Genomic DNA, 26907 nt, shown 5'->3' with positions numbered 1-26907 from the left:
CCCTTGCCTTGCGGCAGGGCCTGATGCTGGCTGGGACGGGCGCGGCAAGGCACCCTTTGGGCAAATTCATCGAACACCTCCCCGGACACCCCGCCCGGGCTGCGTTGAAACGGGTGTCGGCAGGTCTCCTGACTGGCGGGTCGCGGGGCTTTCCACGGCCTTCCCGTGGCGCATGGCCACAGTGGCATTCTCGTGGATGTCCTCGCCGCCTACAGTTGCGGGGGCAGTTCCGGTTCACCGGACAGGTCCGGTGGCGGATTCCCTTTCAATTCCATATGGAAACCGACACCGGGCAACTACCCGCCAAATTGCGGATGAACAAGGTAAATCTGGCTTCCATGGCAGGGACCGCCCCCACAGGCCGGGAAGGGCCAAGGAAAACCGCGTCAGGATGGGGGAGTGGTGTATCCTGTCGTGGCCTTTCCGGCCCTCGCATGATGCGCGTCACATAGAGCCCGGCCGGCGCATCTGAAATTGTCAGGTCATGAAAGCGGATCAGCTGTTATATCAGTGGGTTACGCCACTGCCGCCGACCACGGCAATGTTATATGGCCTGCCTTCGACCGGTACGGTGCCGACCTCGCTGAAATCCTTGGTCGAGATGCGCCGGATCAGCCCGGCATTCGGGTCGCTCAGCACGATCTCGTCCCCGGCGACGGCAATGCGCGGGCGCGGATCGTTCCAGTGGCCGTCCATCGAATATGGCGCGGTGACCTTGGTGCTGTCGCTGAGAGCGGCGTCAAGCAGGTTCACACGGTGCAGGCTGCCATCTTCGGTCAGGACATAGCCTGTCGCGGGGCTGGCTGGGTCTAGCGCGAAATCCACCCGGCGGAACGGCAGGTCGATATAGCGATAATGCGGGGCCTCTTCGGGGTCGATGACAACCAGGCCCTTGGGTCCGAAATTGCCCAGAAAGATCTGCATCCCGGATGAGCCAAGCAGGGTCCCGGTGGTCACATCTTTGGGCAGATCCTCGGGATAGGGCAAAAGCCTGTATTCCGGCCCCTGATCACCCGCCTTGACGGTCAGCACGCCCTCTTTGCAACCGGCGGCCAGATAGGCGCCCGAGAAAGCCTCGCCATGGATGGCGGTGCAGGTGGCCAGATTGCCCGTGGGGTTGCCTTTGGCGTCAAAGGCTTGCAGGCCCAGACGCGGTACCGAGGCATCGCCCTCGACCGGTTCGTCCGAGGTGACGGTCGAAAGCCAGCTTTTTCCCAGTGGCGTGACAAAGCCATGATGGGCGCGGGCCTGTGGGAACTTCACCGGCTCGACCTTGCCCGCGGCCAGCGCGGCGCTGTCGAGAATCTCGGCATAGCTGCCCTTGTCATAATTCAGCACCACCTTGCCGTCATGGGCGACAAGGTGAAAGGGCCGGGGTCCCGACAGGTGCAGGTCGATGGCTGCGGGTTCTTTGACCTCAAGGTCCTGATGATCGCCATGATCGTGCAGTGAGATACCGCTGCGGATGAATTGCACGGTATCGGCCTCGGACTGGACTGCGGCGACCACCGCACCGCCCGCGACCGGATAAAGCTTGACCTGTCCAGTGGTCTGGAAAGTCCAGCGATGCGCGGGCTTGGACAGGTCAAAGGCGGTGATCTGTCCTTTCTCATGATCGCCCACAAAGACACGGTAAACGGTGTCATCCTTGTGGTCATGGGCAATGCCGGTGCCAGCAAGGATCAGGGTCAGGGCGCTGGCACCCGCAAATTGTCTGAGCATGATTAGCCTCCTTGGTCGTTCGGAATGGGTTGCGGTTAGCTTGCCCGGTTTCCGCTGGTCCCTGCAGGGCAGCAGGGACCGGCTGCAGAAAACTGCAGTTCCGGGGCGGGACCGGAGCATCGCTGGCGACGGACTCAGTTTAGTAATGTTATTACATTAACAAAATGGAACGACAAGAGACTTGCCTCGGGAAAATGCCGCCGGATCTGCGGATCAGGGGGAGCGCCGCTTACTCCCGGACAAAACAGAGATCGCCATCGGAGCTTCCATGCGGCGGACAACATGTGTTCGCTGTAGCGAGGTTCTGAGCCCGCCTTTCACCATGATCGTGATACAGCATCACGCATGACCTGACGGGCAGGGCCGATCAGGAGCATTTCCGCGCCAGCGGCGGTTCAGTGCCAATTACCGCACAAAGGCTTGCCGGGGATAGGCCACAGAGCCGCCGAATGCTGGTCGAGAAGCGGGCGTCGCTGTCCGGCGGTGCGGGCAATGGCGGCGGTTTGGCTACGATCTCGACCACGCTGATGCGGTCCGTTGCAAGACCTGCTAGGCTGGCCCGGACATCGTCATAGCAAGAGCAGGAGGCTCGGATGAGCTGGAACCCCACTCAGAACCCGGATTGCCCCGAAAACATGGGTCTCGACTCGATCGAGACGCTGATCATCCCGCGCGCCCGCGATCTGGGCGGGTTCGAGGTGCGTCGCGCTTTGCCCGCGCCGCGCCGGCAGATGGTGGGGCCGTTCATCTTTTTTGACCAGATGGGCCCGGCCGAGTTCCTGACCGGGGGCGGCATCGACGTGCGGCCCCACCCTCATATCGGGCTGGCGACGGTGACCTATCTTTATCAGGGCGAGTTTCACCACCGCGACAGCACCGGGGCCGATCAGATGGTTTATCCGGGCGAGGTGAACTGGATGATCGCCGGCAATGGCGTCACCCATTCCGAACGCACCAGCGCTGAGATGCGCCAGCGTCCCGGTTCGCTCTTTGGGATCCAGACCTGGGTTGCGCTGCCTGAAAGCCAGGAGGACCGCCCCGCCGCCTTTGAACATCACGGCAAAGAAGCGCTGCCTTTCCTTGAGGCCGAGGGCAAGCAGGCCCGCCTGATCCTTGGGACGGCGTGGGGTGAACGCGCCCCGGTCAAGACCTTTACCGAGACCTTTTATGCCGATGTGATCCTGTCTGCGGGTGCCGCATTGCCACTGCCGGATGAGCATGAGGACCGCGGTGTCTATGTCGTCGAAGGCAGTATTCTGGTAGCGGGAGAGACCTTTGAGGCCGGTCGGATGATGGTGTTCCGCCCCGGTGACCACATCAGCCTGAAGGCGGGCGAGACGGGCGCGCGGCTGATGGTTCTGGGCGGCGAGACGATGAACGGGCCGCGCTATATTTCGTGGAACTTTGTCGCCTCGTCACGCGAACGGATAGATTCAGCCAAGCAGGCCTGGGCCGAGGGCGATTGGGATCACGGCCGCTTTCGCCTGCCCCCGGGTGATGAGAATGAATTCATCCCATTGCCTGACAGCCTGCGTTAAGCGGCTGTCGGCAGGCTGCGCTGTCACCAGATCTCTTGCTGGACATGCGTGACCAGCAGGTTCGTCAGCCAGTCGAGGCCCGGGTCCTCTAGCGTCCGGCGATGGCGTAACAGGCCATAGGGAAAGCTCGGGATTTCGACCGGCAGAGGGAAGGCCGCAAGGCGGAAGGTCTTGGCGATCGGCAAAAGCCGGCGGGGCAGGGCCATGATCAGCCGCGCGGGCGCCAGCGCCGCCATTGCCCCCGAATATGAGGGGCTGATCAGGGTGATCTGTTCCGATATCCCCAGCGCCGCCAGCGCCCTGTTGATCGGATTATGCGACATGCTGCCATAGGCGACGATGGCATGGGACTGCGCGACCCAGGTCTCGATGCCGATTTCTTGTCCACCAGCAAAGGGATGGTCCGGCCCGCAGACCCCGATCAGCGTTTCATCCAGCAGGGGGGTCAGCGACCAACCCTCCCCCGGCGGGCCTCCGGTCCAGAAACTTGCATCAAGATTGCCTGCCGACAGATCGGCAAGGTTTTCGGGATTGGCGGGTTGCAGTGCCAGTTTGACGCCTGGCGCCTCGCGCCGCAGGCGAGCGGAAAAACCCGGAACGATCGACAGCAGCGGATAATCCGAGGCCGCGATGCGAAAGCTGCGCTTACTTGCCTGTGGATCGAACTGTTCTGGCGCCAGCATGACGGCGGCCTGCTGCAAAAGGCTGCGCACCGGGTTGATCATCGCCAGCGTGCGCGATGTGGGGACAAGCCGGTTGCCTGACCTGACGAACAGCCGGTCCTTGGTCAGGTTGCGCAAACGTCCAAGGGCATGGCTGACAGCAGGCTGGCTAAGGTGCAGTTCCCGCGCTGCGTCCGAGACCGAGCCACGTCTGGCCACGGCATCAAGCACGGTCAGCAGATTCAGGTCCAGGCGCTTATTATTCATTTTGTGCATTCCGCATGCAACGTTACTTCATTTGAATTCGTTAACAAGCTGCTGCAAGAGAGTGATGCTTCTGCAGTATATGAACTTTCGGCCTGGGCGCATCTTTGCGGCCATGCCTTCACTTTTTCGAACGATATTTTGCAATGCGAGGAGAGATTAATGATTGAAGCGGTAAGCCTGCGCGCACGTCGCCGGTCGCCCGAGTTTCTGGGCAGCCCGGACATGGTCGCCTTTACGGTTGGGCAGATCGCCCTTGCATCCATCGCCGAGGATGGGGAAATTTCGCTGGAGGCCATGCGCCGGTATCTCTCTCAGATTGCATCGGGGACGGGACAGCTGACCACGCGGGTCAACACCGATATGGCGCTTGAGGCGCTGTGCTACATCGACGCCAGCCTGCGGGCGGCGGGCAAGTAGCTGGCAACAAAGGGCCTTGCGCGGGCATGGCTGCTGGCTGTGCCCGTCTGATTTCAGAAAATCGCAGCATTCATGCTGCCATGGCATGGGCATCCGATTAGATGGATGCAATTTCCGGCTGTATCTGCTAGACTGATACTGAGGACGGTTCGGCCCGGCATATGCACGGGCGGGGGCCGGGTTCTCTGGCTGATGCCTTGCCCGGTTCCGGGCCCTTCGGGAAAGGGAGGATGCAGCCATGCACCGAGAAACTATAGGAAATCCGTTAAGCTGGAGCGCGCAGAGGCTGGCCCTTGTGGGTCGTGGCGTCGGCGCGGCGGTCGATGGGATCGGCAGCCATGAGATGGCCCCACCCGCCGTCAACAAGATCGACGCCGAGGATATCGGCATCGCGTTGCGCAAGGGCATCGCCGATTTTGCCGCTCTGAGAACAGATGTGATCACGGCCGTCGCGCTTTATCCTGTGATCGGCTTTGTCCTGGCGGTCTGGGCCTTTCACGCAGGGCAAATGCATCTGCTTTTCCCGCTGGCCGCTGGCTTTCCGCTGATCGGCCCCGTCGCGGCAATCGGCCTGTATGAGATGAGCCGCAGGCGCGAACGGGGCGAAGAGGTCGGCTGGGGCGCGGCCCTCTCTGCCCTGACTGGTCGGGTGCTGGGGCCTGTTCTGGCATTGGGCATGCTGCTGGTCGCGATCTTTGTGCTGTGGCTATTCGCCGCGCATGAGATCTGGGCCGCGACGCTGGGGCCGATGCCACAGGAAAGCCTGCGCGCATTCCTGACCGCCACCTTTACCACCGAGGCGGGCTGGACCATGGCCGTGATCGGCATTCTTGTCGGATTTGTCTTTGCGGCGGTGGTGCTTTGCGTCAGCCTTGTGTCATTTCCGATGCTGATTGACCGATCGGTGGGCGTGCCTGTGGCGCTGGCGACCTCGCTTGCCGTCGCGCGCCGCAACCCGGGCGCGACCCTGCTATGGGGGGTGATCGTTGCCGTCTCGCTGCTTCTTGGGATGATTCCGTTTTTTGCCGGGCTGATCGTCGTGCTGCCCATCCTTGGCCACGCGACCTGGCACCTGTACCGCCGCGCGGTCGCCTGACTTCTGGGGGCGGCGTGTTTTCAGATTGCGCCGCTCTCATCTTCTGCGCAGGCTGCGGTCAGCCATTCGCGGAATGCGGCCTGCCCCGCGGTTTCGGGGCTGGCATGCAGCCGTGTCAGCCAGTAGTCACCAGCGGCAAGCACGGTATCAAAGGGTCGCACCAGCCGCCCGTTCTGCAGCCATGGCGCAAACAAAACAACCGGCACCAGCCCCGCGCCATACGAGCGCGCGGCCATTTCGGCAATCGCCAGTGAGCTGTCAAAGACCGGCCCGCGTAACAGTGGCGCGGGCAGGCCCTGACTGGCGAACCAGCGTTCCCATTCGCTGGCGCGGTAGGATCGCAGCAGGGGTATCGAAGGTAAGTCCTCGATCCGGCGCAGGCGGCCTGCTGTCTCGGGGCTGCAGACCAGCATCATCGCGCCACTCATCAGCCGGGTCGCGGCCACGCCATGCCAGCTGCCGTCGCCGAAACGGATCGCCAGATCCAGCCCTTCGCCAGCCAGGTCGACGCGGTTGTTGTTGGTGTGGATGCGCAGGTCAACCGAGGGGTGGAGGCGCTGGAAATCCTCGATCCGCGGGATCAGCCATTCGGTCGCAAAGCTGCTCACGACGCCAAGGTTGATCGTCTCATGATAATGTCCCGAGGAAAAGCGATCGAGAGCGCCCGACATTTCGTCAAAGATCCGGGTCAGAACCGGGGCGAGCATGATCCCCTCTTCGGTCAGGACCAGCCCGCGCGGTACGCGGCGAAACAGGGTGACGCCCAGTCGCTCTTCCAACCCGCGGATCTGGTGGCTAAGCGCGGCTTGCGTCACGCAAAGCTCGATGGCGGCGCGGGTCAGGTTCAGGTGGCGCGAGGCCACCTCAAAGGCGCGCAGGGCATTCAGGGGCAGTTGTGGTCGGTCCATGAGATGAGATTAGATTATCTCATGACGAAAGTGAAATATGATCGTTTGTGCCCGCCGTTTGCTTTGTCTTAACTGGCAGACATGGCACGCGGCACAGCGTTTGCCCCAATTTTAACAGAGCAGAAACATGAAAATGAATTATGGATGTGCGGGCATTGGCCTGATCGCAGCGGCCTTGGCCGTGCCCGCATCGGCTATGACCGAGGCAGAGTTTCAGCAGGTGGCAAGCGAGATTTTCGCCCCCGTCATGTCAGAATACGACATTCCCGGGCTTGCTGTCGGTGTGACCTGGCAGGGACAGGACTATGTCTTTACCGCCGGTGTCGCCGACCGCGATGGCGGTGTCGCGGTGACGGACCGGACGATCTTCGAGCTGGGCTCGATCAGCAAGACCTTTAACGTGACCCTTGCCGCTTTGGCTGAGGTCGAGGGGCGCCTGTCACTTTCCGATTCCGTCGCGACCCATCTGCCCGACCTGAAGGGCAGTGCGATCGGAAAGGTTTCGTTGATGGATCTTGCCACCCATCAGACCAGCGGCCTGCCCATTCAGGTCCCCGATGAGGCCAGCGATGACGCCAGCCTGATGCGCTGGCTGCACGACTGGCAGCCCGTGCCGGGGGGTGAGAGGTCCTATTCCAATATCAGTATCGGCCTTTTGGGTCGTATCTCAGCCCAGTCCTTTGGCGCGACTTACGATAAGGCGCTGCAGGATCATGTCCTGAAACCGCTGGGGCTTGGCAGCACTTTTGTCGATGTGCCGCAGGCCGAGATGTCGCGCTATGCCTGGGGCTACTCGCGTCAGGATGATCGGGCTGTCCGCGTCAATCCGGGGATGCTGGATGACGAGGCTTACGGGATAAAGTCCGACCTGCGCGATATGCTGCGCTTTCTGCACCTTAACCTGGATGGGTCCGGGGCGCCGCCTGAGCTGCGCAAGGCGATGGCACAGACCCATGCGGGCCAGACGGAAACGCAGTATTTTCAGCAGGCGATGATCTGGGAACGCTATCCGTGGCCGATGCCGCTAGATCAGATTCTGGCCGGGGCCGCGCCCGGGATGGCGATGAAAAGCCAACCTGCGACGCGATTGCCGAAGCCAGCCCCGGGCGGTGAGGTGCTGCTTGGCAAGACCGGCTCGACGAACGGTTTTGGCGGTTATGTCGCGCTGGTCCCGGGTGAGGATCTGGGTCTGGTGATCCTTGCCAACCGCAGCATCCCGAACCCGGCTCGGGTCGAGGCGGGGCTGGCGCTGATCAAGGCGGTGTTGCCGGCGGGCCAATAACCCAAGGTTCCTGCGGCGATGCGTCGGCTCTGGATGGACCGGCCCCTCATTACGTGAGGGGCCGTGCCGTTAGGTTCTGCTGGCCGAGGTGCATCCTGCGTGCCTGCGGTCACTCTCAGCCCGAGGGGCGCCCGTTGCCGGGCCGCCGGGCCCGGCTTTGTTATGCGTCCCGGGTGCCGTGCCTTATCCCACCTGATCGGCGGCGGTGACGTATCAGGCGGTCCGGCCATTGCTCTTTACAGAGGTATGGCCGGTACTTGGCCTCTCGCCACCTGCAACCTCATGGCGCGGGGTCAGCCCATTGTATCGGCCTTCCAGGGTATGAACCTGCCCGGGAACAGAGGATACGGCTGCGCGCCATTCGAGGACCGGCTTTGCAATAGCCTCCCTGGTGGCGAAAACCGAGGTCGCTGTTCAGCTCTGGCGCGAGGGGCCGACCTTATGTGGTGTCCTGCCAGTCATTTCGTTTCTCATCTGCTTATGGGGCGCTGGGAGGTGAGATGCCTTTGTTTCCCTCAGCAAGGGTCTGACAAGCTTGCGTTTTCCCTCTGCGCTGGCGTCCAGCCGCCGCCTCAGGGTGGTGGATGATATCTGATAACCTGCGGCAATTTCGCCCAACGTCTGCCGCTTTTCCTTGATGGCGCGCCGTGCCTCGTTGATTTCCGCCTCGGTCAGCACGATGCGCGGACGGCCAAGCCGGCTGCCGCGCTGGCGGGCGGCCACCAGACCCGCGCGGGTGCGCTCGCTGATCAGATTGCGCTCGAACTCGGCAAAGGCGGCCATGATGTGAAAGATCAGCCGCCCGCCCGAGGTGCGGGTGTCGATGGATTCGTTGAGCGACCGGAACTCGCACCCTTTTCTGCCCAGCTCTTCGACGAATTTCACCAGATCGGTCAGCGACCGGCCAAGGCGGTCGAGCCGCCAGACCACCAGCGTATCGCCGGGTTTCAGCGCTCTCAGCACGTTTTCCAGCCCCGGACGATCCATGTGTGAACCGGTGGCGCCGTGGTCCTGGAAGATATTTTTGCAACCCGCCTCTTTCAGCGCGGCAAGCTGCAAATCCAGGCGCTGGTCGTCGGTCGAAACACGGGCATAACCAATGATCATTGAGAAATATCTCCATACTGCACGGCATATTTTCAAAACATGCAAGAGCAAGGAAATTGTTAATACTAAGTATTTTAAAAATGTAAATTGAGGGGTCGGCTTGACTTAAACGGTGGTTTTTGGCGGTCTTGCCGCGCGCGCCAAAATTTCGGTTTTCACAAGCGATTCCTTTCGCTGACACCTGATTTTTCTCAATTGCCAAAAACCACCGTTTATGAATGCTCCGGGCCTTGGGCCTGCGGACGGATGCCGGCTAAATTTTGCCAGAAATCGGCATTTTTTGGGTCTGCTCTGACGGTGGCCTCGTAGTTTTTTGTTCGAAAAATAGCTGACCTGCCAGTTCATCCGGCTGGCGGCTGAAGTGTGCTTGTCAAGATCGTAACGAGTTTCTCGGCACGGCGGTGCCGATGGTTGTGGGGTAATGAAATGTATATCACGAAAGTGGATGACAATCTCCTCGTCAAGGATGGAGATAAGTGGAAGGTCAATGATAACTGGAAGGGAAACTATTCCGACATATCGCAAGGGTCGGAAGAGCTTGATCACATCTCGGCGAAAGGAACGAACGGCAACCCGTCGTCTACCGCCAAGAACGGGCAGGATGTAACTGTACATCTCCCGAATGGCGAGAAAATTACCGGGACTTACGTCGGCTCCGTGGAAACCATCCTGACCAGTCCTTCTCAGGTTGTGGATGTCCCGGGTCAGGGGCAGATCAGCATCTTTCACGGTAACATCAAAGGGCATTTGATCAAGGGTTCCGATGGGAATACCTACTTCGTCAGTGATACGGATCTGTCCAAATATGAGACTCCGATTGTTGGCGGTGGCTTTTCCATTAATGGAAAAACATACGCAGCGCATGGCCAGACGCCGGAAGAGTTCCAGAAAAAGCTTTACGATTTGCTGCGGCCAGATGCTGATAAGGTTGCAAACGACGCTTTCTTTAAGGCTTATAATGGGTATCCGAATACTATGACCCATGAGCAGAAAGTCGCGGCGGCTCTCAAGGCCAGGGACGAGGCTTTTGCGCCTTGGAAAAAATGGCTCGATAAACTGGAAAGACTGACTGAAGATTATATCAGGCCGTATGTTGACGACACGCAGTTCAAGGCCAAGGGTGGCAATGACCCGCTTCCGGTTGTGTGTTTTGTCCGCGGCACCTTGCTCATGACGGATCGTGGTGAGGTTGCGGTTGAGGATCTTTGTGTCGGGGATCTTGTGCTGACGCGGGACCACGGGCTTCAGCCTGTGCGCTGGATCGGCTCGCGCCAGCTCTGGGCGCATGAGCTTGAGACGATGCCGAACCTGCGTCCGGTCCGCATCAGGGCCGGCGCGATGGGGCCGGGGGTGCCTGCCAGCGATCTGATGGTTTCGCCGCAGCATCGGGTGCTGGTGCGCTCGAAGATCGCGCAGAAGATGTTCGGCGCGATGGAGGTTCTGGTCGCGGCCAAGCAGCTTGTGCTGCTGGACGGGATCGACATCGCCGACGACGTGCAGGAGGTCGAGTATTTCCACATCCTCTTCGACCGGCACGAGGTGGTGATCTCGAACGGGGCCGAGACCGAGTCGCTTTATACCGGCCCGCAGGCGCTGAAATCCGTCGGCGACGAGGCGGTGCAGGAGATCTGCGCGCTTTTCCCCGAGCTTGCGGATCCGTCCCATGTGCCGCAGCCGGCGCGGTTTCTGCCCTCGGGCCGTCAGGCGCGCAAGATGGGGGTGCGGCATCTGCAGAACAGCCGCCCGCTTGTCGAGCATGATCCCGTCGGGCGTGCCCTTCACTAAGGGCCGGGGGATGCCGACGGGGATCACGCCCGTGGGCCGTGTCCCGGCACATGCGGCAGGCTGACCGATCTGCGCGCCGGGGCCCTGTCTGCCCGGCCGCAGACCCGATGCGGCCTTGTGCCGGATGATTGGCATGCGTGGTGCACGGTCTTCACATCCGGCCCGGGGTCGCATGATGCGCCGTAAAGGTCTCTCCCGTGTCGGATGAACCGTCGCACGTACCCGCAATCCGACTGGCAGGCGGGCGCCGGCATCTGCTCGGCCCGAATGCGCAATGGGGTGCTTTGGTGGGGAGGTATCTGATGAATTCCGACAGTCATCGGTCCTGGTACGAGGCCGGGTTCGCAGACGGGCAGCAGGCGGTCCTGAAGGTTGTCTCGGAGCTTCTCTCGACAACGGCAGAGATGGTGCCCGAGGGCGAAACCCGCCGCATCGTTTCCAGCCTGGGTGCGATGATTGCCCTGATGGCGCCGCAGACGGCTGAGGCCCGCGATCCGACCGGCCGGAATACCGGTTTGTGATGACCGTCCCGCCCCGTGTCGGGCGGGGCGGAAGTAACGGCGGGCCCGGGAGTTCCGCGCCCTGTCTTGTGTAATGGTAGCAGAAGGTAACCAGAGATGAACAAATTCCTGCCGGTCCTGGCGCTGGGGCTGCTTGCGGCCTGTTCGATCGACCCCAAGGATTATGAAACGGCGCCGGTGACGGTCCAGACGGCCTCGGGCCCGGTCACCTGCCAGCTTTACACCAGATCGCTCGTCACCTGGGACCGCTCGATTGATCGCCCGGCGAATATGACGGTGGCTGCCGCGGATCAGATCTGCCTCAGTGAGGGGCAGCGTCAGAAGGCCGCGGGCACCAGTCCCGCCGGCGCCTCTGAACCCGATTTGTCCTTGTGAAGCCGCGCTTCGTAAGCCCCGGCCGCGGCCGGGGGTCGATCAGGATCGGAGATCAGAAGATGTTGGATGATACGCGCTCTCCTTTTACGCAGAACCTGATCTGGACCGGAGAGCTTCAGATGATCAGCGCCTCGGGCGAGCTCTTCAACCATGTTGATGCGGGGCTGCCGATGTGGGCGGGCAGTGGTGACCGGAGTGTCCGGATCAGCACCTCATTTGTCGCGCCTTTCGGTGCGGTTCCATGCGTGAACCTGGGGCTGAGCGGGCTTGATGCGGCGCATGACCAGAACCTGCGCTTCCGGCTCGAGGCGGTGGAGGTGACACGCTCTGGTTTTGTGGTCGAGTTTGTGACCTGGGGCGACACGCATATCGCGCGGGCCTCGGTGACCTGGCAGGCAATCGGCCCCTCAACAGGCAGCCACGATGCCGTCCAGAGTAACTGAGCCTCCCTTCGACACAGAAGGTCCCCAAAAGGGGGCGACAGTCAAGACAGAGTGCAGGGGGCGGCAGCGCCCCCTTTTGCGTCAGAGCAGATGGCGGGGGATTGTCTCGTCCCAATCGCGTCGTGCGACCTCGTTCGCGCCTTCATAGGCGATCAGCCGGCCTTTCAGGAAGAAACGCCCGGCATCCGCGCTCATCTCCGTGACGGTTTCGATACGTGTGCGCCAGCCTTTGCGGCCCATCTCATAGCTTTGGGTCAGGACATAGCGTGCCGACAGGGGATCGTCGGGCCGGATGGTCAGCTCACGGCGCAGGTTATGGGCCAGTTCGGTGCCGGTCTCATCAATGCGCACGATCCCCTCGCCGAAAAGCCCGCCCCGCCCCTCGGTGATATAGTGCGCAACCCCGGTGACATGGTCAAACGACGACGCGCGCAGCACCAAGCCAGGATCAGTTCGCGTCAAAACGGCCAAAACTCCAGAAGAGGGCGGGGGAAAGGACACCTCGGCTTGCGGGGCCGAGGGGTCACGCATGGGCAGCGTCAGGCGGCAATCTCCGGGCCGGATCGTCACCGTGGCGGGTTGCGGCGCGGGCCAGATCATTGGCCAATATGCTGTTCCGATTGACACCCGGATCCGGTGCCCGGGCAGGAAGCGATGCCCACAGGCCGACAGCATGATCTTGATGCGATAGCGCTGGCCGGGCTCCAGCGGCGTCGGCGTTTCGTGACTGTCCCGGTGGGTGAGGTTCAGCACCTGATACGAGACACGCAGCACCTCGCCCGAGGGCAGCACGTCGCACAGTCGTACGCCAAGCTGGGCCACCGGGACATCGGCGCCAAGCTCAAGCTCAAGCTCTGGCGCGCCAAGGATCTCGACCGCATCGGTCAGCGCGGCAGAGGTAAAATTCAGCGCCCCCCCGTCATCAAGGCGCTGATCGGTCGGCATCTCGCCCTCGCAGCCGGTGCCCATCCATTCACCACCGGCGCGGCCGTGATCCTGAGGCGAGCGGATCGACAGTTCCGCGTCGTCAGTCCGGGGCATGGGCGCAAGCGTGCCATTCGCATGCAGATGCAGCACATGTGGCAGGATGGTGGGGCTGGGCCAGCGCATCTCACCCACCCAGCGGCCGGGCTGTTCTTTTCGGGTGCCGGTCGGAGGCGTGGGGTCGTTGATAAAGGCGCGCAGCTGCGGCTCATCCATCACTCCGGTATCAATGCCCCTGAGCCAGTGATCCCACCAGCGCACCGCCTCTTGCAGAAAGCCGATCGCGGGCCCGGGGACGCCGTCATGGGGATAGACATGACCCCAGGGGCCGATGATGCCGCGGCTTGGCACAGGCAGCTTTTCCAGCAGGCGCGGGACCGAGTTGGTATAGCTGTCCACCCAGCCACCGACCACCAGCACCGGGCATTGAATCGCGGACCAGTCCTCTTGGACCGAACCATGTTTCCAATAGTCGTCATAGCTTTGATGGGCGGCCCATAGCGCCGGAAAGAAGGGCAGGTTCCTGATCCGCTCAAGCCAGCGATCGCGCCAGCCTGCTCCGGCGATCTCGGGGTCAAGCGGACGGGCCTGATAGGCCAGCATGATCGAACCCCACCACAGGTTGTCGTTCAGCAGACAGCCGCCCATGAAATGGATGTCGTCGCGGAAACGGTCGTCAGTCGAATAACAGCTCAGGACGGCCTTTAGCGCGGGCGGGCGGCGCATGGCGACTTGCAGGCAGTTAAAGCCCGACCAGCTTTTTCCCATCATTCCGACATTGCCCGAGCACCATTCCTGCGCGGTGATCCAGTCGATGATCTCAAGAGCGTCATCCTGTTCCTGCGCCAGGTACTCATCGGCCAGATGACCGTCGGAATCACCGCTGCCGCGCATGTCCACCCGAATTGAGGCATAGCCGTGCTGCGCGAAATAGCCGTGCATTGGCTCGTCCCGGCCCCGGGTTCCGTCGCGTTTGCGATAGGGAATATATTCCAGAACCGCGGGGACCGGATGCGACCGTGCGCCACTGGGTAGCCAGATCCGCGCCGCAAGACGGGTGCCGTCACTCAGTGGTATCCAAGTATTTTCAATAACTTCTATGCTCATTCTACTCTCCGCTGGCATCAGGAAAGGGACCGGCGCCGCGTAAGGGGCCTGCGTCGGCGGATGGAGGGGCGGGGATCAGTGCGCGGCGGTGACCTCGTCCAGCCAATTGGTGCGCAGCTCGGGGACTGCGGCAAGCAGGCGGCGCGTATAGGCCTGCTCCGGCGTCGCAAATAGCGTCGCGGTCCCGGCTGTCTCGATGATCCGGCCCGTCTGCATCACCATCACCCGGTCGGCGAGGCGGCGGACCACCGACAGGTCGTGGGTGATGAAAAGATAGGCGATGCCCAATTCGTCCTGAAGCTGGAGCAAGAGGCGCAGGATGTCCTCGGCCACCAGCGGATCAAGTGCCGAGGTCACCTCGTCGCAGATCAGCAGATCCGGCTTTGCCGCCAGCGCACGGGCGATGCAGACGCGCTGTTTCTGCCCGCCAGACAATGCGCCGGGCAGCCGGGCGGCGAAACAGGCGGGCAGGCCGATCTGATCCAACAGCCGCGCAACCTCGTCTTTCAGCGCCCGGCCGCGCAGTCCTCCGAACAGCGCCAGCGGTCGGCCGATCACCTCACCCACGGTCTGGTGCGGGTTCAATGCCACATCGGGCAACTGATAGACAAGCTGGACACGCCGTAGCTGGGCGTTGTCGCGCTGGCTCAACTCCGGTGGCAGGCATGCGCCGTCCAGCCTTACTTCGCCCCGCGCCGGCGGCAAAAGTCCGGCGATCAGCCGTGCCAGCGTCGACTTGCCCGAGCCGGATTCGCCCACCACGGCCAGCGTTTCACCCCGGTTCAGGCGCAGCGAGACGTCATGCAGAACCTGTGTCCGGCCATAGAAGGCATCGACACCTTCGATTGCCAGCAATTCATCCTTGCCAGGATTGTGCATGCGCTGCGAGGCAGTCAGGCTGCCGTGCCGCTCGGCCACCAGCAGGCGGGTGTAATCCTGTTGCGGCGTGTCAAGCAGCGCGGCGGTCGGGCCGGTCTCGACTTCGCGCCCATTGCGTAGCACCATCAGCCGGTCGGCGATCTGGGCGATCACCGCCAGGTCATGAGTGATGTAAAGCGCGGCGGTCCCATAGCGGCGGATCACGTCGCGCAACAGCCGCAGCACCTCGATCTGGGTGGTGACGTCCAGCGCGGTCGTCGGCTCGTCCAGCACCAGGATATCGGGCTTTCCTGCCATGGCCATGGCGATCATCGCCCGCTGCAACTGCCCGCCCGAGACCTGATGCGGAAACCGCCGGCCGAAATGTTCGGGGTCCGGCAATTGCAGGGCGCTGAACAGGTCGGTCATCCAGACGCGGGCCTCGGCCTCGTTCATCAGCCCGTGGACGCGCGGTACTTCGAGGATCTGGCGTTCCAGCCGCATCGCCGGGTTAAAGGCTGCCGCAGCGCTTTGCGCCACATAAGCGATGCGGGTGCCGCGCAAAGCCTCCCGTGTCTGGCGCGGTGCGGTGCGCATCTCGGTCCCGGCAAGGCGGATTTCGCCCCCTGTGATGCGGCAGCCGCCCCGGCCATAGCCCATCGAGGCCAGCGCAACCGTCGATTTTCCCGCACCGGATTCCCCGATCAGACCCAGTACCTCACCCGGGTTCAGGTCCATCGAGACGCCGTGCAGCAGTACCGTGCCATCCGGCGCTTCGACCCTGAGGTCACGGATCTGCAGTACATGGCTCATCGGTTTTCTCCCTGTATGGTGGTGCGTCCGGCCAGCGCCCAGTCAACGACAAGGTTGACGCCGATGGTGACAAGCGCGATCGTTCCGGCCGGAAACAGGGGCGCGTAAAGGCCATAAAGGATGCCCTGCTGGCAGTCGCGCACCATGCCGCCCCAGTCGGCAAAGGGCGGCTGCACCCCCAGCCCAAGGTAAGACAGCCCCGCGACGAACAGGAAGGCAAAGCAGAAGCGCATCCCGAATTCGGCCATCAACGGCGGCAGGGCATTGGGCAGGATCTCGCGGCGCAGCATCCACCACAGGCCCTCGCCGCGCAGACGGGCGACCTCGGCATATTCCATCACCACGATCCCTTGTGCCAGGATGCGGGCAAGGCGAAACACCCGCGTGCTGTCCAAAAGCGCGATGGTTCCGATCAGGACCGGCAAGCTTGAACCAAGTGCCTGCAAGACGACAAGCGCCGAGATCAGCACCGGAATAGACATGACGATATCGACCAGTCGTGCCCCGATCAGATCGGGCCAGCCACCCCTCAGCGCAGCCAGAAAGCCCAGCGGCACCCCGATGCAGAATGAGATCACCACCGCCGCCAGCGACACGCCCACCGACATGCGCGCCCCGTGCAAAAGGCGCGACATCATGTCCCGCCCGTTCTGGTCCAGCCCAAGGGGATGGGCGGCAGACGGCTCGGCAAAGGGCATGCCCAGCACATCTTCCTGTCCATAGGGGGCAAGCATCGGTCCAAAGAGAAACAGCACCAACGTCCCCGCAAGGATCAGCGTGCCAAAGACGGCCGAGAGGGGGATCCGTCCGAAAACCGGCAGGGTCATCTCAGGACTCCTTCACGCGTGGGTGGCGCAGGCGAGGATTCAGCGCGATCGCCGCGATATCGGCCAGCATGTTCATCACCACATGGACAGCGGCAAAGACCATTGCGGCCGCCTGCACCATCGGCACGTCTCGTTTCGAGACCGCATCGACCATGAACCGGCCCAGCCCGTTGTAATTGAAGATTGTCTCGACCAGCACCACACCGGCGATCAGATAGGTCAGGTTAAAAGCGACGACATTGATGGTCGGGCCAAGCGCATTCGGCACGGCATGGACCAGCACGACGCGGCCCATGGGCAACCCCTTGAGGCAGGCCGTTTCGATAAATGGCTGGTCCATTACTGCAAGGACAGTCGTACGGGTCATGCGCATGATCTGCGCAACGGTCACCAGAACCAGCACCAGCATCGGCAGGGTCGTGGCCTGCAGCCATGCTGCCAGACCCATGCCGGACCAAGTATCGGCAAGGCTTGGCAACAGCCCCCACTGGACCGAGACGAACAGGATCAGCAGCAGTCCCAGGAAATATTCCGGCAATGAGACGGTCGCCAGCGCCACGACATTCGCCGCCCGATCAAAGAACGAGCCGCGAAGGGCTGCCGAGGATATCCCCAGCCCGACTGCCAGCGGCACAGCGATGACGGCCGCGTAACCGGCCAGCGCCATGGTATTGCCAAACCGGGGCCAAAGCAGCTCGCCAACCGGCTGGCGATTGGCCAGCGACTGCCCCAGATCGCCATGCAGAATACCCGAGGCCCAGGCGAGGTAACGCGCGACCGGCCCGGAATCGAGGCCAAGTTCTTGCCGCAGCGCGGCCAGTGACTCAGGTGTCGCATTCTGGCCAAGGATTGCGGCGGCCACGTCGCCGGGCAGGATCTCGGTGCCCGCAAAGACCAACATCGAGACCAAGACCAGGGTGATGACCCCCAGTCCCAGCCGCTGCAGGATCAGCCACGCCATCAGTTCAGCCAGACCTTTTCGGCCATACGCGCGCCCATCAGGTTGAACATCGGATGCGGCGTAACCCCTTTGACCTTGACCGAAACGGCGTCGAGATAGTCGCCGAACATCGGGATCATCGCGCCGCCATCGTCATGGATCATGCGCTGCAACTCCCAATAGATCTCGCGGCGGCGGCTGTCGTCGAGCAGGGCGCGCGCCTCGGTCAGCAACCGGTCGAAATCGGCACTGGCCCAATGGGTGTCGTTCTGGGCCGAGCCAGAGGCATAGGCGATGGTCAGCATCTGATCTGCCGTCGGCCTTCCGCCCCAATAGGACATGCAGAAGGGCGCCTTCATCCAGACATTGTCCCAATAGCCGTCGGCAGGCTCGCGCTGGATGGCGACCTCGATCCCTGCCGGGGCGGCCGTGGTGCGGTAGATCGCTGCTGCGTCCACCGCCCCCGGGAATGCCGCATCCGAGCTGTGCAGCGTAAGCGTCAGCCCCTCAAGCCCCGCCTGCCGCAGATGGAATCTGGCTTTGTCCGGATCATATGGGCGCTGCGGCAGTTCACTGTTGAAAAAACGGTCCGAGGACGGGATCGGGTGGTCGTTGCCAAGTGCTCCATTGCCCAGAAGCGCGGTCTTGAGCAGCAGTTCACGGTCCACCGCATGTTTCACCGCCAGCCGCACATTCGCATCCGAAAACGGCGCCTTGGTGCAATCCATGAGGAAGGTATAGTGTTGCCCGCCCTTTGAGCGCACGATCTCCAGATTGCGGTTGCGTGCCAGCAGATCCACGGTCTTGAGATCAAGGTTATTGATCACCTGCACCTGTCCCGACATCAGCGCGTTGGTGCGGGCGGCGATATCGTTAATGACGATGACCTCGACCGTATCGACATTGGCGCAGCCCGGCTTCCAGTAATCAGGGTTGCGACGGAAACGTGCACGCACGCCCGGCTCGATGCTTTCGGGGACAAAGGGGCCGGTGCCGATGGGGTTTGCCCAGTCGGTAAAGCCCTCGGGCACGACGAGGAAATGATAATCCGACAAGACATAGGGCAGGTCGGCGTTGCCCGAGGTCAGGGTTATCCTGACCTCATGTTGCGATACTTTCCGGACGTCGCTGAACGCCGCTGCAATCGAACGCGCCGCCGAAGAGCTGTCGCCCCGGTGCAGGTTCAGCGAATAGACGATGTCATCGGCGGTCAGGGTCTTGCCGTTGTGGAAGGTGATGCCCTGACGGACGCGGAACAGCCATTCCTCGGCGCCTTCGCCAGTCTCCCAGCTTTCAAACAGCTCGGGCCGGGCGATGTTTTCGGCGTCGATCTCGACCAGGCCGTTCATCACCATATAGGCCTGGTTCACCGGCACCCAGTCGTTGAGCTTGCGCAGATCGAAATCGTCGGTGGTCGAGCCGCCGCCCAGCCCCATGCGCAAAACGCCGCCCCGTCGGGGGGTGTCCTGGGCAGACAGCCGGCCGGGGAACAGTGCCAGTGCCGATAGTCCCGCCGCGCCGGCAAGCAAGCCGCGCCGCCCGATCTGCGAGGGTTGTCCGTGGTTCATGTGTTTTTACGCCGCAGATACGGCGCCTCCCCGTGTTGAACGATCCCGTGACCTGTTGGCAGGGCTCAACCCTATGGCGCGGGCAGGGCAAGGCAAATGATTTTCAGTCATACCCCTTTGACGCAGGGGCAGGGCGGCGAGGCCGGATCATTTCGTGATCCCGTGACGGTTGCTTGCTACCAGCCAATCGAACAGCTTTTTCGCCGGTGCGCGCAGGTGCCGCTGGGTCGGGCGTATCAGGTAATAGCGCCCCTGACCCATCAGCCGGTATGGGTGGGCCTGGACAAGATGGCCGGCGTCGATCAGGTCCTGGACCAACCATGTCCAGCCCATGGCAACGCCGGTTCCCTGCACTGCTGCCTCGATCGCCAGCCGGTAGCTGCCCATTTTCCAGCGCATCGTTGCCTCGGGCAGGGTGACGCCGGCGCTGAAAAGCCAGTTGCCCCAATCTGTCCACTCTTTGAAGGTTTCTTCCATGGTCAACAGCAGTGGGGTTTCCATTTCGGCCAGCAGTGGCTGCCCGGGGGCGGTGACGGGCACCATCTCTTCGGCGCCAAGCGGATGCATGACGAAATCGGCCACCCGGCCCGGGCGGTGGTAAAGCGCCAGATCATATTCATCTGGCCGCAGTTGCGAGATATTCTCGTCCACCCGCAACTTCAGCTCAAGCCAGGGCAACTCATGGTGCAGGGCGGCAAGACGCGGCATCACCCACAGATCGGCCACACCCTGTGAGCAGGCCAGCACGACACGGTGACTGTCATGTGTGCCGGGCATTCCCTCGCTCAGCACCGAAAGTGCATCCATGGCCTGGCCGACCTGCAAGGCATATTCCTGCCCCAGCGCATTCAGCATGACGCCAGAGGTCGTGCGTTCGAAAAGCACTGCGCCGACATGATCCTCAAGCCGGGCGATCTGGCGGCTGACCCCGCTTTGCGTCAGCCCCAGAATTTGTGCGGCGGCCGAGATCGAGCCGCAGCGGGCGACGGTCTGAAATGCAACAAGGGCGCTGAGAGGGGGGACGCGAAGGCGGGTCATCGGAGGCCTGCTTCTGGCGGCGGGTCAGAGACCATGAAATTTCATCATGGACCCATAGGCAAGTGCCGGTTGCATGCCGTGCCCGGTCAGGCCGGTTTCGCCGTGACGCATTCGTCCCCGGCCTTGGCAAGATTGGACAGGTCGACCTGCTTGGGACAGGCCGACAGCCGTTGGCGAAACGCCTCGATCAGCCAGCTGGTCGCGGGGCCCGGCGAATGGTCAGCCCGGCAAAGCGCATAAAGCGAGTATTCGCCCAGTTCGTAGGCATCCAGATCCAGCTGTACCAGCCGCCCGCATTTCAGGTCCTTTCTGACCAGAGCAGCCGGCAGTCCGCCCCAGCCAAGCCCGCCGCGGATCAGTTGGTGCTTGGTCGCCACATCGCCGACGCGCCAGATCTTGTAGGAAAGGACGTTGAAGTTTCGCCCGCTGGTCAGGCCCGAGGCGTCAGTGACCACCAGTTGAACCTCTTCGCGCACATCGGCAAGGGTCAGGGGGCGGCCCAGCCGGGCCAAAGGGTGGCTGGCAGCGGCCACCGGCACCATGAAAGAATGCCCCAGCTTATCGGCCGAGATCAGGTCATTGTTCAGCAGAGGCGCGCCGCCGATGCCGATATCTGCCTTACCGTTGATCACAAGGTTCATCACCGCGCCCAGTTCACCCACCGTCAGGTTCAGCGCCACCGAGGGGAAGGTGTCACGAAACCCGCGCAGGACCGCGACCACGATTTCCGAGGGCACCATGACGCTGATCGCCAGGGACAGCTCAGCCTCAAGCCCCTGTTTAAGGCTGCGCGCCCGCGCCCGCAGAACCTGCAGGTCCGAAACGATCCGCCGTGCATCGGTCAGCAGGGCCTTGCCAGCCTCGGTCAGACGGGGCCGGCGTGGGCCGGCACGCTCAAACAGAACCACATCCAGCTGCGCCTCAAGATTGGCAATGGTGTAGCTGACCACCGATTGCGCCCGGTTCAGCTGGCGCGAGGCAGCCGAAAACCCCCCGCTTTCGGCGACGGCCAGAAAGACCTGCAACTGGTCAAGGGTGGGGTTGGCTTCCATCTTTGCCATCCATTTTTTCGATAGCTAACTTCGATATTTTATCGGTTTTACGGATCATATTCCAGCCCTAGGTTATCGCCCATGCAACGGCCCCGGGCCGTCAGGGAAAACTGAAAGACAAGGAAAGACTGGGATCATGTCCTCAATTCTGCTGATCACTTCGAGCCCGCGTGGCGATGAATCGCTGTCGAGCAAGGTTGCCACCGATCTGGCCAATGCCCTGCGCGCGAAAAACCCCGATGCACAGATCCACCACCGCGATCTGGGTGCCGAGCCGATCCCCCATCTTGATACGGTGACGACTTCGGCGATCCGCAAACCCGCCGAGGCACGCAATGAGCAAGAGGCCGCTGCCGCTGCCTATTCTGACAAACTGGTTGCCGAGCTTTTGGCGGCTGATGCGGTGATCATCGGCACCGGTCTGATCAACTTTAACATCTACTCCACGCTGAAAAGCTGGATCGACAATGTGGCCCGTGCTGGTCAGACTTTCCGTTATACCGAAAACGGTCCCGAAGGGCTGGTGACCGGCAAAAAGGTCTATGTCGTCCTTGCTGCGGGCGGCGTTTACTCGGAAGGCGCGGCTATGGGCATGAACCATGCCGTTCCCTATCTGCGCACTGTGCTGGGCTTCATGGGCATGACCGATATCGAAGTTGTCTATGTCGAAGGCCTCGCATTTGGTCCTGAGGCTGCTGAAAAGGCGATTGCCGCTGCTCAGGTCCGGTCCGAGGAACTGGCGCTCGCTGCCTGACGTCACATAAAACATCGCCAAAGCTGCTGTAAGGCCGGTGCGTTTCGCGCCGGCCTTGCTCGTTTTCCAAGGTTGTGACCCCTGCGTCAGGCTGCCGCAGGCGTTACCCGATTAAACCGAACGGTTTTTGATCAAAGTCAACGAAGCAAATGGCCGCTTGCCTAGACAGGGGGTATGCGCCACCAAGCCGTCCATAACCAGGTCCGACGCCTTTTCTCTCTCGTCGTGATGGCCCTGACCGTTCTGGCCGGCCAGGTGGCGACCGGGGCGGCGATGCCCGGCCATCTGGCCGCGGCACTCGCCGGCCCGCTGGAACAGGTGGTCATCTGCGCCGGTGGTCATGCGCGCACCGTCTGGCTTGATGCCGAGGGCAATGAACGTCCCGCCCCTCAGGACTGTAACGATTGCCGGTTGTGCAACCTGCCGCTTGCCAGCGCCGATCCGCAGCCCCGGCCGCTGCCCGGTATCGTTGTCCGGACATATGCGCGGGCGGGCATTTTGCCGGCCGCCCCGCAGGTACATGGCGCAATCCGGCCCCCGCTTGTCCTGACGCGCGGCCCGCCCGTCTTTCCTGATGCCCGGACTGTTGCTGCCTTGCCTGAGGGCAATGGCCAGATGCAGCGCGCACCCCGGCCAGGCTGGCCGATGCGCGGGGTCCGGGCAAATTTCCTGGATGTCTCCGTATGACCCTATTTCGTCTCATCCTGACCTTTGCACTGCTTTTTCCGGCGTTGCCCGCCGCAGCGGAAAGCGTGCTGGCGCAGCTTTTACCGCAACAGCATGCCGCCGATCTGGTGCCCGGTGCCGATGCCTTCGGCCCGATCAGGTCCGATCTCGCCGTCGCGCCAGTGCTGAAGGGGGGCGAGACGGTGGCCCATGCCTTTGTCACCTCGGATTTCGTCGGCACCACAGGCTATTCGGGCAAGCCCATTCATACGCTGGTGGCGCTGGACAAGGATGCAAAGGTCGCTGGCGTCCAGCTGGTCAGACACTCTGAACCAATCGTCCTGATCGGCATCCCCGAGGCCCGGGTCAAGGCACTGGTCGAGGGTTATCAGGGTCTGGATCTGGTGGCAGAGGCCCAATCGGGCGGCACCGCGCATGAGGTCGAGATCATCTCGGGCGCCACGGTAACGGTGATGGTGATCGACGATTCGATCACGCGTTCGGGCCTTAAGGTCGCGCGGGCACTGGGTCTGGGCGGGCTTGCCCCCGAAGCCGCCGCAACCGGCCCCGAATTCGAGATTGACCCCGACGCCGCCGCCCCGGCCGACTGGCACGAGATCGAGGGCGACGGAACCCTGCGGCGGCTGTCTCTGGACGTTGGGCAGGTGAACGCGGCTTTTGCCGCCAACCCCGACCCTCGCGCCGCCGAGCGGGCGCTTGGCGCGCCGCCCGAGACTACTTTTATCGAGATGCACGCCGGGCTGGTCTCGGTCCCGGCCATAGGCAAGGCCGTGATCGGAGAGGCGCAGCAAGCGAACCTGCAAAGCTGGCTTGGTGAGGGGGATCACGCCATCGCGGTGATGGGACGCGGGCTCTACAGCTTCAAGGGTTCGGGCTATGTGCGCGGCGGTATCTTTGACCGGATCGTGCTTATTCAGGATGACGTTTCGGTCCGCTTTCGTGACCGTGATCACCGGCGGCTGAACGGGATCGCCGCCGAGGGCGCCCCCGAATTCACCGAGATGGACCTGTTCCGTATCCCCGCCGCCTCGGGGTTTGATCCGGCGAAACCGTTCCGCATTCAGCTGCTTGTGCAGCGCGAGGTCGGGCCGATCGACAAGGTCTTTCACACTTTTGACCTTGGCTACCAACTGCCCCAGCGTTACCTGCGCCGCCTTGCCGTGCCCACGCCCGAGGCCGCAGCCACGCAGTCCGAACCTGATGAGGGCGCGGCGCAGGCCCAGTTGTGGAAACGCATCTGGCTGGATTCCAAGGCCAGGATTGTCGGGCTGGGGGCAATGCTGCTGGTGCTGACCGGGGTGTTCTTTTTCCAAAGCTTTGCCACCCGCAACGAGCGCGCCTTTTACATCTTTCGCATGGGTTTTCTGACCGTCACGCTGGTCTGGCTGGGCTGGTACGCCAATGCGCAACTTTCGGTCGTGAACCTGATGGCGCTGTTTGGCAGCCTTGTCAGCGGCTTTAGCTGGCAGGCGTTCCTGCTGGACCCGCTGACTTTCGTGCTGTGGTTTGCGGTGGCGGCGGCGCTGCTTTTCTGGGGACGGGGGGCCTATTGCGGCTGGCTGTGCCCCTTTGGCGCGCTGCAAGAGCTGACGAACCAGATCGCGCGCAAGCTGCGCATCCCGCAATGGACCCTGCCCTGGGGTCTGAATGAACGGCTGTGGCCGGTCAAGTACATGATCTTTCTTGGGCTGTTCGGTGTCTCGCTGATGAGCGTCGAACAGGCCGAGCATCTGGCCGAGGTCGAGCCCTTCAAGACGGCGATCATCCTGAAATTCGTGCGCGCATGGCCCTTTGTCGCCTATGCGGCGGCGCTGCTGATCGCGGGACTGTTCGTCGAGCGGTTCTATTGCCGCTATCTGTGCCCGCTTGGTGCGGCGCTCGCGATCCCGGCGCGGATGCGCATGTTCGACTGGCTCAAGCGCTACCACGAATGCGGTAACCCCTGTCAGACCTGCGCCCGCCAATGCCCGGTGCAGGCTATCCATCCGACGGGTGAGATCAATCCCAACGAATGCATCAACTGTCTGCATTGTCAGGTGCTCTACCAGTCCAAATCCGTCTGTCCGGTGGTCATCAAAAAGCTCAAGCGGCGTGAGGCCGTGGCCGGAGGCAGCACTCCCAGGCTGGGCCAGCCCCCTGCGGGCCACCCTAACGCCACCCGCAAGATTGAAGTTTGAAAGAAGGAGTTCGATCATGGAATCGAAGCACGAAAAGGGACTTAGCCGGCGCGCGCTTCTGGGCGCGACCGCGGGCAGCGCGGCCATCGCCGGCGCGTTCGGCGGCCGGCTGGCGCTGGCGCCGGCGGCGGTCGGGCTTGGCACGGCGGGTGTCGCCAGTGTCGGCGGGGCCGGTGCGGCTATGGCAGCCGCGGGCGACGGTGCGGTCGCGCCGGGCCAGCTTGACAGCTATTACGGGTTTTGGTCCTCGGGCCAGACGGGCGAGGTGCGCATCCTTGGCATCCCCTCGATGCGTGAGCTGATGCGGGTGCCGGTCTTTAACCGCTGCTCGGCCACCGGCTGGGGCGTCACCAATGAGTCGATCCGCGTCCATGAACGCAGCATGACCGAGCGGACGAAAAAACAGCTCGCCGCCAATGGGAAACGCATCCATGACAACGGCGACCTGCACCACGTCCATATGTCCTTTACCGAGGGCAAATATGACGGCCGTTATCTGTTCATGAACGACAAGGCCAATACCCGCGTGGCGCGGGTACGCTGCGACGTGATGAAATGCGATGCCATCCTTGAGGTGCCGAACGCCAAGGCCATCCATGGTCTGCGCCCGCAGAAATGGCCACGCACGAACTATGTCTTCTGCAATGGCGAGGACGAGGCGCCGCTGATCAACGACGGCACCACGATGGAGGACCTGTCTACCTATGTGAACGTCTTTACCGCCGTCGACGCCGATAAATGGGATGTCGCCTGGCAGGTGCTCGTCTCGGGCAACCTGGACAACTGCGACGCGGATTACGAAGGCAAATGGGCCTTTTCGACCAGCTATAACTCGGAAATGGGTATGACGCTGGCCGAGATGACCGAGGCCGAGATGGACCATGTCGTGGTCTTCAACATTGCCGAGATCGAAAAGGCCATCGCCGCCGGTAACTATCAGGAACTGAACGGCGTCAAGGTGCTGGACGGCCGCAAAGAGGCAGGCAGCCTCTTTACCCGCTACATCCCCATCGCCAACAACCCCCATGGCTGCAACATGGCGCCGGATAAAAAGCATCTTTGTGTCGCGGGCAAGTTGTCGCCCACGGTGACGGTGCTGGATGTGACCCGGTTTGACGCGCTCTTTTACGAAAACGCCGATCCCCGCAGCGCCGTGGTGGCCGAGCCGGAGCTGGGTCTTGGCCCGCTGCACACCGCCTTTGACGGGCGGGGCAACGCCTATACCTCGCTGTTCCTCGACAGCCAGGTGGTCAAGTGGAACATCGAGGACGCCATTCGCGCATACGCGGGCGAAAAGGTCGATCCGATCAAGGACAAGATCGACGTTCACTACCAGCCGGGCCACCTCAAGACGGTGATGGGCGAGACGCTGGACGCAAGCAACGACTGGCTGGTCTGCCTGTGCAAGTTCTCCAAGGACCGGTTCCTGAACGTCGGTCCGCTGAAGCCTGAAAACGACCAGCTGATCGACATTTCGGGCGACAAGATGGTGCTGGTTCACGACGGCCCGACCTTTGCCGAGCCGCATGATGCGATCGCCGTTCATCCCTCGGTCCTGTCCAATGTCCGCTCGGTCTGGGACCGTAACGACCCGATGTGGGCCGAAACCCGCAAGCAGGCCGAGGCCGATGGTGTCAACCTTGATGAATGGACCGACACGATCATCCGCGATGGCAACAAGGTGCGGGTCTATATGACCAGCGTCGCGCCCAGTTTTTCGGTCGAAAGCTTTACGGTAAATGAAGGCGACGAGGTCACGATCATCGTCACCAACCTTGATGAGATCGACGACCTGACCCACGGCTTTACCATGGGCAACCATGGCGTTGCGATGGAGATCTCGCCCCAGCAGACTTCTTCGGTGACCTTCGTGGCCGCCAATCCGGGCGTCTACTGGTATTACTGCCAGTGGTTCTGCCACGCGCTGCATATGGAGATGCGCGGGCGCATGATGGTCAAGCCGAAGGCGGGCTGATCCG

The 26907-nt window shown here is 62.4% G+C and carries 23 protein-coding genes and 1 riboswitch; of the genes, 12 read left to right on the top strand and 11 right to left on the bottom strand.

Going from position 1 to position 26907, the window contains the following annotated elements:
- Positions 1-101 precede the first annotated feature (101 nt).
- A riboswitch (cobalamin riboswitch) is annotated at positions 102-302 on the bottom strand.
- A gap of 205 nt (positions 303-507) precedes the next feature.
- On the bottom strand, positions 508-1722 hold the full coding sequence (locus tag F8A10_RS20190; RefSeq protein WP_152368323.1) for a metallochaperone AztD: 1215 nt from the start codon (positions 1720-1722) through the stop codon (positions 508-510).
- A 593-nt stretch (positions 1723-2315) separates the two neighbouring features.
- Between F8A10_RS20190 and F8A10_RS20185 the strand changes: the two genes are divergently transcribed.
- Positions 2316-3260, top strand: a complete 945-nt coding sequence (locus F8A10_RS20185; protein ID WP_010396914.1) for a pirin family protein — start codon at positions 2316-2318, stop codon at positions 3258-3260.
- A 23-nt stretch (positions 3261-3283) separates the two neighbouring features.
- Here F8A10_RS20185 and F8A10_RS20180 read toward each other — a convergent pair whose 3' ends face one another.
- Positions 3284-4189, bottom strand: a complete 906-nt coding sequence (locus F8A10_RS20180; RefSeq protein WP_176224518.1) for a LysR family transcriptional regulator — start codon at positions 4187-4189, stop codon at positions 3284-3286.
- Positions 4190-4348: 159 nt separating this feature from the next.
- On the opposite strand from F8A10_RS20180, the gene F8A10_RS20175 reads away from it, so the two are divergent.
- Together F8A10_RS20175 and F8A10_RS20170 are read left to right on the top strand one after the other, a co-directional pair.
- Positions 4349-4606, top strand: a complete 258-nt coding sequence (locus F8A10_RS20175; protein WP_010396909.1) for a hypothetical protein — start codon at positions 4349-4351, stop codon at positions 4604-4606.
- 238 nt (positions 4607-4844) lie between these two features.
- The gene (locus F8A10_RS20170; protein ID WP_029372160.1) at positions 4845-5702 is read left to right on the top strand and encodes a DUF2189 domain-containing protein; all 858 of its coding nucleotides are present in this window, start codon (positions 4845-4847) and stop codon (positions 5700-5702) included.
- A 20-nt stretch (positions 5703-5722) separates the two neighbouring features.
- On the opposite strand, the gene F8A10_RS20165 is transcribed toward F8A10_RS20170, so the two are convergent.
- Positions 5723-6610, bottom strand: a complete 888-nt coding sequence (locus tag F8A10_RS20165; protein ID WP_085501608.1) for a LysR family transcriptional regulator — start codon at positions 6608-6610, stop codon at positions 5723-5725.
- Between the two features lie 127 nt (positions 6611-6737).
- On the opposite strand from F8A10_RS20165, the gene ampC reads away from it, so the two are divergent.
- The gene (ampC, locus tag F8A10_RS20160; RefSeq protein ID WP_152368322.1) at positions 6738-7892 is read left to right on the top strand and encodes a class C beta-lactamase; all 1155 of its coding nucleotides are present in this window, start codon (positions 6738-6740) and stop codon (positions 7890-7892) included.
- Between the two features lie 414 nt (positions 7893-8306).
- Here ampC and F8A10_RS21860 read toward each other — a convergent pair whose 3' ends face one another.
- Entirely contained in the window at positions 8307-8999 is a 693-nt protein-coding gene (locus F8A10_RS21860; RefSeq protein ID WP_152368321.1) for a recombinase family protein, read from the bottom strand.
- A 363-nt stretch (positions 9000-9362) separates the two neighbouring features.
- Here F8A10_RS21860 and F8A10_RS21620 point away from each other — a divergent pair, with 363 nt between their 5' ends.
- From F8A10_RS21620 to F8A10_RS20135, 4 genes are all read left to right on the top strand, one after another.
- Positions 9363-10784: a Hint domain-containing protein gene (locus F8A10_RS21620; protein ID WP_227493539.1), complete on the top strand. Its 1422-nt coding sequence runs from the start codon at positions 9363-9365 to the stop codon at positions 10782-10784.
- 302 nt (positions 10785-11086) lie between these two features.
- A complete protein-coding gene (locus F8A10_RS20145) occupies positions 11087-11305 on the top strand; it encodes a hypothetical protein (protein WP_152366819.1) in 219 nt (72 codons plus the stop codon).
- Between the two features lie 96 nt (positions 11306-11401).
- Positions 11402-11680 (top strand): hypothetical protein, encoded by a 279-nt coding sequence (locus F8A10_RS20140; protein WP_010400914.1) that lies wholly within the window; start codon positions 11402-11404, stop codon positions 11678-11680.
- A gap of 59 nt (positions 11681-11739) precedes the next feature.
- Entirely contained in the window at positions 11740-12123 is a 384-nt protein-coding gene (locus F8A10_RS20135) for an H-type lectin domain-containing protein (protein WP_010400911.1), read from the top strand.
- Positions 12124-12204: 81 nt separating this feature from the next.
- On the opposite strand, the gene F8A10_RS20130 is transcribed toward F8A10_RS20135, so the two are convergent.
- From F8A10_RS20130 to F8A10_RS20100, 7 genes are all read right to left on the bottom strand, one after another.
- Positions 12205-14214 carry a CocE/NonD family hydrolase gene (locus tag F8A10_RS20130; RefSeq protein WP_152368320.1) on the bottom strand — a complete coding sequence of 670 codons (2010 nt, stop codon included), beginning with the start codon at positions 14212-14214 and terminating at the stop codon, positions 12205-12207.
- A gap of 75 nt (positions 14215-14289) precedes the next feature.
- Positions 14290-15885 (bottom strand): ABC transporter ATP-binding protein, encoded by a 1596-nt coding sequence (locus F8A10_RS20125; protein WP_152368319.1) that lies wholly within the window; start codon positions 15883-15885, stop codon positions 14290-14292.
- On the bottom strand, positions 15882-16712 hold the full coding sequence (locus F8A10_RS20120) for an ABC transporter permease (protein ID WP_010396535.1): 831 nt from the start codon (positions 16710-16712) through the stop codon (positions 15882-15884). The genes F8A10_RS20125 and F8A10_RS20120 overlap by 4 nt, the downstream gene beginning before the upstream one ends.
- A 1-nt stretch (position 16713) precedes the next feature.
- A complete protein-coding gene (locus F8A10_RS20115; protein WP_152368318.1) occupies positions 16714-17673 on the bottom strand; it encodes an ABC transporter permease in 960 nt (319 codons plus the stop codon).
- Positions 17673-19220, bottom strand: a complete 1548-nt coding sequence (locus F8A10_RS20110; protein ID WP_152368317.1) for an ABC transporter substrate-binding protein — start codon at positions 19218-19220, stop codon at positions 17673-17675. The genes F8A10_RS20115 and F8A10_RS20110 overlap by 1 nt, the downstream gene beginning before the upstream one ends.
- Before the next feature lie 147 nt (positions 19221-19367).
- Positions 19368-20258, bottom strand: a complete 891-nt coding sequence (locus F8A10_RS20105; protein WP_010396541.1) for a LysR family transcriptional regulator — start codon at positions 20256-20258, stop codon at positions 19368-19370.
- An 86-nt stretch (positions 20259-20344) separates the two neighbouring features.
- Positions 20345-21310 (bottom strand): LysR family transcriptional regulator, encoded by a 966-nt coding sequence (locus F8A10_RS20100; protein WP_152368316.1) that lies wholly within the window; start codon positions 21308-21310, stop codon positions 20345-20347.
- Positions 21311-21446: 136 nt separating this feature from the next.
- Here F8A10_RS20100 and F8A10_RS20095 point away from each other — a divergent pair, with 136 nt between their 5' ends.
- From F8A10_RS20095 to nosZ, 4 genes are all read left to right on the top strand, one after another.
- Entirely contained in the window at positions 21447-22064 is a 618-nt protein-coding gene (locus F8A10_RS20095; RefSeq protein WP_010396545.1) for an FMN-dependent NADH-azoreductase, read from the top strand.
- A gap of 174 nt (positions 22065-22238) precedes the next feature.
- Positions 22239-22751 carry a hypothetical protein gene (locus tag F8A10_RS20090; RefSeq protein ID WP_152368315.1) on the top strand — a complete coding sequence of 171 codons (513 nt, stop codon included), beginning with the start codon at positions 22239-22241 and terminating at the stop codon, positions 22749-22751.
- Positions 22748-24928: a NosR/NirI family protein gene (locus tag F8A10_RS20085; RefSeq protein WP_152368314.1), complete on the top strand. Its 2181-nt coding sequence runs from the start codon at positions 22748-22750 to the stop codon at positions 24926-24928. The genes F8A10_RS20090 and F8A10_RS20085 overlap by 4 nt, the downstream gene beginning before the upstream one ends.
- A 16-nt stretch (positions 24929-24944) precedes the next feature.
- Positions 24945-26903 carry a TAT-dependent nitrous-oxide reductase gene (gene nosZ / locus F8A10_RS20080; protein WP_010396551.1) on the top strand — a complete coding sequence of 653 codons (1959 nt, stop codon included), beginning with the start codon at positions 24945-24947 and terminating at the stop codon, positions 26901-26903.
- The last annotated feature ends 4 nt before the right edge of the window (positions 26904-26907 follow it).

It is taken from the genome of Paracoccus kondratievae, assembly GCF_009301415.1.
Lineage (GTDB): Bacteria > Pseudomonadota > Alphaproteobacteria > Rhodobacterales > Rhodobacteraceae > Paracoccus > Paracoccus kondratievae.
This window is presented reverse-complemented; position numbering and strand designations above follow the sequence as displayed.

Bases quoted from the DNA above. Each gene is read 5' to 3' on its own strand.
- F8A10_RS20190 (WP_152368323.1), bottom strand. From the start codon at position 1,722: ATGCTCAGACAATTTGCGGGTGCCAGCGCCCTGACCCTGATCCTTGCT.
- F8A10_RS20185 (WP_010396914.1), top strand. From the start codon at position 2,316: ATGAGCTGGAACCCCACTCAGAACCCGGATTGCCCCGAAAACATGGGT.
- F8A10_RS20180 (WP_176224518.1), bottom strand. From the start codon at position 4,189: ATGAATAATAAGCGCCTGGACCTGAATCTGCTGACCGTGCTTGATGCC.
- F8A10_RS20175 (WP_010396909.1), top strand. From the start codon at position 4,349: ATGATTGAAGCGGTAAGCCTGCGCGCACGTCGCCGGTCGCCCGAGTTT.
- F8A10_RS20170 (WP_029372160.1), top strand. From the start codon at position 4,845: ATGCACCGAGAAACTATAGGAAATCCGTTAAGCTGGAGCGCGCAGAGG.
- F8A10_RS20165 (WP_085501608.1), bottom strand. From the start codon at position 6,610: ATGGACCGACCACAACTGCCCCTGAATGCCCTGCGCGCCTTTGAGGTG.
- ampC (WP_152368322.1), top strand. From the start codon at position 6,738: ATGAAAATGAATTATGGATGTGCGGGCATTGGCCTGATCGCAGCGGCC.
- F8A10_RS21860 (WP_152368321.1), bottom strand. From the start codon at position 8,999: ATGATCATTGGTTATGCCCGTGTTTCGACCGACGACCAGCGCCTGGAT.
- F8A10_RS20145 (WP_152366819.1), top strand. From the start codon at position 11,087: ATGAATTCCGACAGTCATCGGTCCTGGTACGAGGCCGGGTTCGCAGAC.
- F8A10_RS20140 (WP_010400914.1), top strand. From the start codon at position 11,402: ATGAACAAATTCCTGCCGGTCCTGGCGCTGGGGCTGCTTGCGGCCTGT.
- F8A10_RS20135 (WP_010400911.1), top strand. From the start codon at position 11,740: ATGTTGGATGATACGCGCTCTCCTTTTACGCAGAACCTGATCTGGACC.
- F8A10_RS20130 (WP_152368320.1), bottom strand. From the start codon at position 14,214: ATGAGCATAGAAGTTATTGAAAATACTTGGATACCACTGAGTGACGGC.
- F8A10_RS20125 (WP_152368319.1), bottom strand. From the start codon at position 15,885: ATGAGCCATGTACTGCAGATCCGTGACCTCAGGGTCGAAGCGCCGGAT.
- F8A10_RS20120 (WP_010396535.1), bottom strand. From the start codon at position 16,712: ATGACCCTGCCGGTTTTCGGACGGATCCCCCTCTCGGCCGTCTTTGGC.
- F8A10_RS20115 (WP_152368318.1), bottom strand. From the start codon at position 17,673: ATGGCGTGGCTGATCCTGCAGCGGCTGGGACTGGGGGTCATCACCCTG.
- F8A10_RS20110 (WP_152368317.1), bottom strand. From the start codon at position 19,220: ATGAACCACGGACAACCCTCGCAGATCGGGCGGCGCGGCTTGCTTGCC.
- F8A10_RS20105 (WP_010396541.1), bottom strand. From the start codon at position 20,258: ATGACCCGCCTTCGCGTCCCCCCTCTCAGCGCCCTTGTTGCATTTCAG.
- F8A10_RS20100 (WP_152368316.1), bottom strand. From the start codon at position 21,310: ATGGAAGCCAACCCCACCCTTGACCAGTTGCAGGTCTTTCTGGCCGTC.
- F8A10_RS20095 (WP_010396545.1), top strand. From the start codon at position 21,447: ATGTCCTCAATTCTGCTGATCACTTCGAGCCCGCGTGGCGATGAATCG.
- F8A10_RS20090 (WP_152368315.1), top strand. From the start codon at position 22,239: ATGCGCCACCAAGCCGTCCATAACCAGGTCCGACGCCTTTTCTCTCTC.
- F8A10_RS20085 (WP_152368314.1), top strand. From the start codon at position 22,748: ATGACCCTATTTCGTCTCATCCTGACCTTTGCACTGCTTTTTCCGGCG.
- nosZ (WP_010396551.1), top strand. From the start codon at position 24,945: ATGGAATCGAAGCACGAAAAGGGACTTAGCCGGCGCGCGCTTCTGGGC.